6 protein-coding genes are annotated in these 7,661 nt (G+C 47.9%); all 6 read right to left on the bottom strand.

All coding sequences use genetic code 11. The features are described from left to right. The coding region (locus BM378_RS20685; RefSeq protein WP_074989814.1) for a restriction endonuclease subunit S domain-containing protein at positions 1–1,066 on the bottom strand (1,066 nt) is incomplete at its 3' end. After that, positions 1,063–2,637 carry a class I SAM-dependent DNA methyltransferase gene (locus BM378_RS20680; protein ID WP_222726853.1) on the bottom strand — a complete coding sequence of 525 codons (1,575 nt, stop codon included), beginning with the start codon at positions 2,635–2,637 and terminating at the stop codon, positions 1,063–1,065. The genes BM378_RS20680 and BM378_RS20685, both read right to left, overlap by 4 nt. Before the next feature lie 20 nt (positions 2,638–2,657). After that, positions 2,658–5,048: an EcoAI/FtnUII family type I restriction enzme subunit R gene (gene hsdR / locus BM378_RS19175; protein ID WP_074989813.1), complete on the bottom strand. Its 2,391-nt coding sequence runs from the start codon at positions 5,046–5,048 to the stop codon at positions 2,658–2,660. Position 5,049: 1 nt separating this feature from the next. Continuing rightward, a complete protein-coding gene (gene mads1, locus BM378_RS19170; protein ID WP_001083515.1) occupies positions 5,050–5,247 on the bottom strand; it encodes a methylation-associated defense system helix-turn-helix domain-containing protein MAD1 in 198 nt (65 codons plus the stop codon). Positions 5,248–5,495: 248 nt separating this feature from the next. After that, a complete protein-coding gene (locus tag BM378_RS19165) occupies positions 5,496–7,238 on the bottom strand; it encodes a DUF927 domain-containing protein (RefSeq protein ID WP_074989812.1) in 1,743 nt (580 codons plus the stop codon). Next, entirely contained in the window at positions 7,225–7,482 is a 258-nt protein-coding gene (locus BM378_RS19160; RefSeq protein ID WP_439895771.1) for a helix-turn-helix transcriptional regulator, read from the bottom strand. The genes BM378_RS19165 and BM378_RS19160 overlap by 14 nt, the downstream gene beginning before the upstream one ends. Positions 7,483–7,661 lie beyond the last annotated feature (179 nt).

The raw sequence follows: 7,661 nt of genomic DNA, 5'->3' as shown, positions 1-7,661 counted from the left end.
TAATTTTTTCAACATAGCTTTGCAGTTGATTAAACCAAAGCTGCTTATCGTAATCGGGTACAGGAACCTTAATTTTCTCTAATCTTTTCATCGCTAAGGTTCGGTTTCGGTCTGCACTACCTGGCGAAGCGGCCTGTACTTGCTCAATACCCTCTTGAGTCAGAAGATAAAACGCCAGAAAGTTAGCAGTTGTTACTCCTTCTACAGGAACACATGTGATATACCTGTGCGATCCAACTCGACCGTGATCATTGTCTCCAGCAGCAGCAATAGCACCTTCCCAAGCCTTAATATTACTTAAGACCAGATCACCAGAGTGGACGGTATACAGCTTTTGCCAATCGAGTTCCGCACCGATTAACGTCGGCTTGTGGAAAATACCTTTGCCAAAAGACCGAGCGCCCAGTTCTGGATATTCACCATCAACTGTAATTTCAATTTGTCTTCTAACAATCGGAGCCACTTCCGACATCGGCTTATAAACAGCGCCTTCAATTAATTTATTAAAGGCACTACTCAGCATTGCTTGCGCATCATCTAACAATGATGATCTAAGAAGCTTTATCTCTTCAAGCTTGTCCAGTGCGAAGTCGACTTTGTCAATGACTAATTTTTGGACAGCTATGTCAGGTAGGGGTATTTCAATATCAAAGAACCGTGGTTCTTTAAGACGTACTCGGTTTGTCGTTCCCTCACTCGCTCTTTTACACGCATCAACGAAAAAGTGGGTTTTGCTAATCAGTTCAAGATACCTAGGTAAAATCTTATTCTCTTTAGGCGTATAGACAGGAAAATCATTTGTAACCACGGCACCATCAAGGTTTTTTGGAACGAGTCCGCACGCACCATGTCTCGCATCAATACGAGAAATAATGAATTGCCCTTCTGAAACAGAAAGTCGACGAGACGACCCAATTTCACTGCCGATTTTGGTTCCTCGCAAGTTCACGCCTTTACCCCAAAGCCTAACTGTGACTTCGCTATACTCTTTGTCAGGCTGCACTTCGATCCAGTTTTCTGATTTATCGAGCACTGAACCTAATTTCTCAAGGGGCCAAGCTCTCATTGTTTTGAACCTTGTGCTAGTAAATCAGCAATTTCACCAATTAGATCAGTAATTTTTCGCTCTTTTTTCGCCATGCTTGCTAACAACTCTTGAGGGTCTTTATATTCCATCGCCTCAAGACTATTTGGGTTCTTAATATCTAAGTTGACAGAAACCAACTTGCCGCTATCGTCATACAGGATAACGTCTTGTGCTTTCACTGACCAAGCTTGGGCGTTTTCCACACGGCTAGCCCACCACTGTAAGCAGTCTTCAAATTCGAAGTACTCCATTGGTTTAGTCTTGGTGTATTTTTTTCTGCCTTCTGGCGTCGATATTTGGTAATACCAAATATCCTCGGTTGGGCCAGAACGATCGAAGAAGAGTAAGTTGCCTGCAATATCGGTATAAGGCGCGAATACCCCTTCCGGCAAACGAACAATGGTATGCAGATTAAAGTTCTTTAACAGCTCTTCTTTAATGCGTGCGCTGATACCATCACTGAATAACGTGCCATTTGGTACAACAACCGCCGCGCGACCACCATTGTCTGAACCATGACCAGGGCGCTTGAGTTTACGCATGATCAATTGAAGGAACAGCATTGCGGTTTCGGCGGTTTGCATGTCTTCTGGGAAGTTGCCAAGAATGCCTTTCTCCTCCTCACCGCCAAAAGGTGGGTTGGTTAAGATCACATCTACACGATCTTTGTCACCCATCTCTCTTAGTGGAAAGCGCAGGCTATTTTCTGGGTCAATTCTTGGGTATTCCAAACCATGCAGTAACAGGTTCATTTGTACCAGCAGGTAAGGTAACGACTTGGCTTCACCACCAAAGATACTGCTTTCTTGCAATACTTCGCGGTCTTCGACTGTTTTACACTGGCGCTCCAGGTGTTCGAACGCTTCAACCAAAAAACCACCCGTGCCGCAGGCTGGGTCCAATACGGACTCACCCAACTTCGGGTCCATCACCTCTACCATAAAGCGGACCACTGGGCGCGGGGTATAAAACTCGCCGGAGTCACCGGCGGCATCACGCATTTCACGCAGCATGGTTTCGTATAAGCGGCTTAAGGTGTGCATCTCTTCAGATGAGTTGAAATGAATGCCGTTTATTTTGTCGACAACATCACGTAACAAATAGCCGTTGATCATGCGGTTTTGCATGCCTTTAAACACGGTCGCAATCACATCTCTGCGATCACCACCGTTGTCACCTTGCAGGCTACGCAAGTAGGCAAACAAACCGATGCCACGGGTACCATCAGGTCGCATTGCTTCATCATTATTAATAAAGGCAATCAGCTCGTCGCCGGTGATACCACCTTCAATTGCTGCCCAATCTCGCCAGCGGTATGGCGCTTCGATGGCTGGCTGAAAGCTTTTTCCTTCTAGCACGGCTTCGGTTTCTCGCATTTGTTCTAAGTCGTCGAGAAACTTCAAAAACATGATCCAAGTGAGCATTGGCAGGCGATCGAGGTCGCCATTTAAGCCTTTGTCTTTACGCATGATTTGCCGAGACGATTTAACAATCGCACCTAATTGCTGGGCGGTGGTCATCGGCTGATCTGCTTTCTTTGTTCGTGCCATAAATCGTGTCGTCACTTCTGTTATTGCTGGCTATAGAGCAGCGTTTGTAATTGGTCCACGGCGGTTTTCATTTGCAATGCGCCGCCAAAGAGATTGGCTATTTCCATCACATTGCCATATTCAGAAATAGGCGGTACCTGTAGCGAATCCGGAATACTGAATTGCTTGGGGCCGTGGTCGGTGTATTTGTCCAGTAAAGACGTTAAGATCGCGCGGGCCTCTGGGCCGTACTGATCAAAAAAGTCCGGTTTGTTTTTCTTCAAGTAGTCCGCGCGCTCTTTTCTGGTTCGCAGCGGCACGTTGAATGCAATATGGCAAAGTAAATCCAATGGATCTGCATCGGTTTTGCCCGACTCTGCGACCAAATCATCAAACTGGATCCCGCGTTCTTGTAATTCGAGAATGATCTCTTCTCTCTTTAACGGATTAGCCCAGCTATCTTTTAGTTCGTCCAGTGAGGAAAAGAGGGTCTTTACCTTTTCTGCGGTGTAGTCGGTATATTGGATGACGCGAAGCTGTTTACCGTCTTCGTCTAGCTCATAGACCAAATGAGACGTAATTTTAACGCTGCCACCGTCTACGTAGTACTTTCTCGGTTCGTGCTCCTCTTCATCATCAGCGCCTTCACCTTCAGTGTTCACTTCGTATTCACTCGTCTCTTCAGCAACCTCTAACTCTTCACTCTCTGGTGTTAAAGTGTCATCTACCACTTCTTCACCGTCTTCATCAATCACCACTTCATCTTCAATTTCTGGGTAACCGTCAAAGTCAGGATCAGCAAAATTTTGTGTGGCGGAGCCGGTATAATCAATGATGTTGAACCACAGCTTGCCGTAATCTTCGCGCAGGCGAGTACCACGACCAACAATTTGCTTGAACTCACTCATTGAGTTCACAACACGCGCAAGCACAACATTTTTACAGGTTGGCGCATCGACCCCCGTTGTTAATAACTGTGAAGTGGTCAGTATCACTGGAGTACTGGTTTCCAACTCTTGAAAACGACTGAGGTGCCCTTTGCCAATTTTCCCTTCTTCTGATGTCACGCGTGCAACGTAATCTGGATGCTTGCGTGAAAGGTCAGAATTCAAGTTATTAAGCGCCCGACGCATTTCATCGGCGTGTTCTTGGTCGACACAAAACACGATCGTTTTTGCAAAACGATCGGTTCGCTTCATAAAGTCGGTGAGATGCTTAGCAAACGCATCTGTTCGAGCCTTTAACGCAATAACCCGTTCAAAGTCCTTGGTTTGGTATTCACCATCTGGGATTTCTCGTCCAAAGCGGTCTACATCGCCTTTGCTTGGTCGCCAACCTGCCGCATCGACTTCCGAAATAACTCGGTGTACGCGGTATGGCGCAAGAAATCCGTCATTAATACCTTGGCGCAAACTGTAGGTGTAGATTGGGTTGCCAAAATAACGATAAGTATCGCGGTTATCTTCACGCAGCGGCGTCGCCGTCATACCGATTTGAAAGGCTGGCTCAAAATACTCCAGAATTTCTCGCCAGTTACTGTTGTCGCGGGCACTGCCTCGGTGACATTCATCAATGATAATTAGATCAAAGAAGTCTTGCGGAAATTCTTTATACAAGCCTGGACGACGCTCATCACTGGCAATGGACTGATAAATGGCAAAATAAATTTCACGACTTTTAACAACTTTGCCACCTTCAATTTTGTGCCTTGCATCACCAAACGGAGTAAATGTTTTATCCTTTGGATCATCGACCAACACATTTCTATCTGCCAGAAATAGAATCCTAGGCTTTCTGTAGTCTCCCGTACGATTCCAGCGAGCACTCCACAGCTTCCAACTAATTTGAAAAGCGACGACAGTCTTACCCGTACCCGTTGCCATCGTAATTAATGAGCGCTTTTTACCTTGAAGCACCGACTGAACTGCGCGGTTTATAGCTATTTGTTGGTAGTAGCGCGGGGAATATCCCGAAACATGGTGGTAAGGGGACAGCAAGGTATCAAGATCTTCATCCTTTAAACCTTCATCGCCACAAAGACGCTTGAATAACTCATCAGGGGTTGGAAAGCGCGACAACAATTGCTCTTCACCAGTGGTGTAGTCAAATTCTAAGATCTCATGGCCATTGGTTGAGTAAGCAAACTTTAGCCCTAAGATTTCTGCGTAATCTTTTGCCTGTTGCATCCCTTGGCCGACAGGGCTGTTTTCAGGTTTAGCCTCAACAACAGCAATAGGAAAGTCGCGAGTGTACTTAAGTAAATAATCCGCTCGCTTTTGCTCCCCACGTTGAACTTTACTGCCCTTAAACTGAACACGACCATCGGTAAATGTGTACTGTTCAGTTATTGTGCTAGGATTGTTTTCCCATCCAGACTCTTTGAGCTTTGGCGTCACGTAGACCCGGCAAGTATCTGCTTCGTTTAAGGCCATACTATTTTTCTTCCTTGCTGTCATCTGATGCGCCACCAGATCTAACCCACTGATCCACCTCATCTGCTTTAAACTTCCAAGGCCGACCAATTCTATGAGCTGGCATACCCTTTTTACTTATCCATGAGTACACAGTATCTTTGCTTACGCCAAGATATTCGGCTATTTCTTCAACAGATAACCAGCGGTCTGAATTCACAAAAGGTACCTAACGTTATGAGCTTGAGGCTTTAGTAAAATAGTCACATATTCGCTCAGCAAAGTAAACTTGATTTAAGCTGAATAGTGAGGATTTAAGAGGATTAAAAAGTAATCCATTTTACCTTGGCGGTACACAACCAGTACACTAGCAGTATTGTCCGCCTTAGCCTTTAATCCTCGCCCAGCCCTTAGGTTGACTGTCGGCACACTGCAAGGCGACAAGCCTACACAGGATTCATCGCCATTTTAGTCATCCAAGATGCTGCCTTTCACGCAGTACATTCGTGGGCGGGTGTTATCGGGGAGGCTGACTTTGCGCTGTGGCCGATTACCATCGGGGACTAGGTAGCCTGCGGCCATCAGTGCTTTGGCGGCGCGATCTGGGCTTAGGCCTTCGGTGGCTTCACGCCAGCCAGTTGGGTAAAACAGGTAGAGGGTTTGTGGGCCAGAAGTATCAAGCCAACCCGCGCGCTGGCGTACTTGGCTGCTGTAACCGGTTTGTTTAGGCGTAAAGCGGCTTTCGCCATGCTGCTCAATAAAGCTACGCACTTGGCGAATGGCTTGTTGGTCTTCATTGGCGGCCACACCACCGCGGGCAAGTATCCATTGGTTAAGCTGGCTTAAACAGGCAGCTTCGACACTTTGAGCTGGCCAATCAAGTACTTCGGCTTGAATGGCTAACAGGCCTGCGCTGGCCAGTAAGGCAAATTTTTCGGCGACTCGGCGCACTTGGCCGTCAGCCTCGGGTGGTAAACTGGCTAAAAAGCGTTGGCGTACGTTTTGGAAAACGGGTCGCACCTGCGCGCTGTGCTGCGTTAAATAACGTAACCAGTCCAAGGCCAAGCAGCCGTAGTGTTGGCGACTTTGTTGTTTTAGGTGGTCGGCTAAATCGGCGGCGTTCATACCATGACTCTGGTTAAACACGCCCATTTGCGATCCGGCATCGGCACTGAGATCAATTACGCGCACTTGCTGGCCAGCTTTTACGCGCTTGCCGATACTGGCAAGATGGCTTTCAAGCGTCACTTCGCCAGTGGATAAAAACACTAAACGCCAACGCGCGGGTAAGCGCATTTCACCGTATTTGCCTGCACGGGTTTTACCTTGGCCATTGGCAAGCATATAAGCGACATCGCCCGCCTCTTTTGGGTCAACTTCGCCCATTTCATCGAGCGCCAGCAAGGCATCGTTATGCGCTAAGGCTGTGCCTTCTAAACCGTTGGCCGTGGCGCGCCAACTGTGGCGTAGCTGATTAGGCTCTCCCCACACCGATAATGCTGGATACAGCGCTGCGGTTTTACCAGTACTGCTGGCACCGTAGAGGTGTAAACCAAAACCATCCACCCCGCACAAATGCAACAAAGGCGCGGCCAGTGCAGCGCAGACACCAACAATTAATAACGGGTTATCTAGGCAATAGCGGCCAACGTGCTGCCGCCAACTGTCGCTACTACCTTGCTGAATAAAGCCTTCTATCGGGTGCATGGTTTGCAGCACCATGCGCGGGTTGTTGCTGTGTTCGCTTGGGTAAAAGGTGAGGCGCGGATGCACATAAGCGTTATGATGCCAGCCAATGCAGTTGACGCTGATGGCCTTTTGCGTGGCCAGTTCGCCCATTTGTTGAATAAACAGGGAGAGCAACTGCCGCGCTTTGACACTGTTACTTAGCCGCATGCCTCGGCTGAGTAGGGTTCGACGGTACTCGCTGCCGTCTCCGGCCAATAGTTCTGCGGGCATAGCCCAATAGCGATGGCGATTGTCATCGTCTAACCAGTGCAATAAATAGCCGTAGTTGTCCCCTTGCGGATCGCGAGTACGGGCGGCCACTTGCAACCAAGAGCAGATTTTAACTGGGCTATCTTGCCCCGCAGGTTGCATCACCAGCCAGTTTTGCGCGTTATAGGCAAAACCTGGCGGTAATGTTGGCGCGTTGTTATGCATATCACTGGCAGGTAATTGGTTTGATGCTGATGGTTTATCCACGGCCATAAGCAGCACCGATACGGCGGGTTTCAATCCACTGGTCGATATCGCTTTCTAACCAGCCCACGGCACGCGCGCCAATACGAATGGAACGGGGAAATTCACCATTGGCCATCAGGGCATAAATGGTACTGCGGCCAAAGCCTGTTTTTGCCTTTACCTCGGGCAAGCGCAAAATCCGCTGCTGACGCGCTGGGTGTAATGTGTTTGTGGGTGATTGTGTGGTTGGGTTCATCGTTTGCTTCCTCACTGATCTGTTAAGTTCAGTTAGGAGTTTGCCAGTACTAAACGGACGCAGTAGGCAGATAAATGCCCGGATCGTGCAGCTTTCTGAGGGTACAAGTAGCTACTTGCCCCAGAATTGACATAATGCCCCAAGTCATAAATACCGTATGGGCAGGGTTAGTGTGTGCCTAAGTGGCGTGAACT

Source organism: Pseudoalteromonas lipolytica (genome assembly GCF_900116435.1).
In the GTDB taxonomy this organism is placed as follows: Bacteria; Pseudomonadota; Gammaproteobacteria; order Enterobacterales; family Alteromonadaceae; genus Pseudoalteromonas; species Pseudoalteromonas lipolytica.
This window is presented reverse-complemented; position numbering and strand designations above follow the sequence as displayed.

Coding starts and splice junctions, on each gene's coding strand:
- BM378_RS20680 (WP_222726853.1), bottom strand. CDS start 2,637: ATGGCACGAACAAAGAAAGCAGATCAGCCGATGACCACCGCCCAGCAA.
- BM378_RS19165 (WP_074989812.1), bottom strand. CDS start 7,238: ATGGCCGTGGATAAACCATCAGCATCAAACCAATTACCTGCCAGTGAT.
- hsdR (WP_074989813.1), bottom strand. CDS start 5,048: ATGGCCTTAAACGAAGCAGATACTTGCCGGGTCTACGTGACGCCAAAG.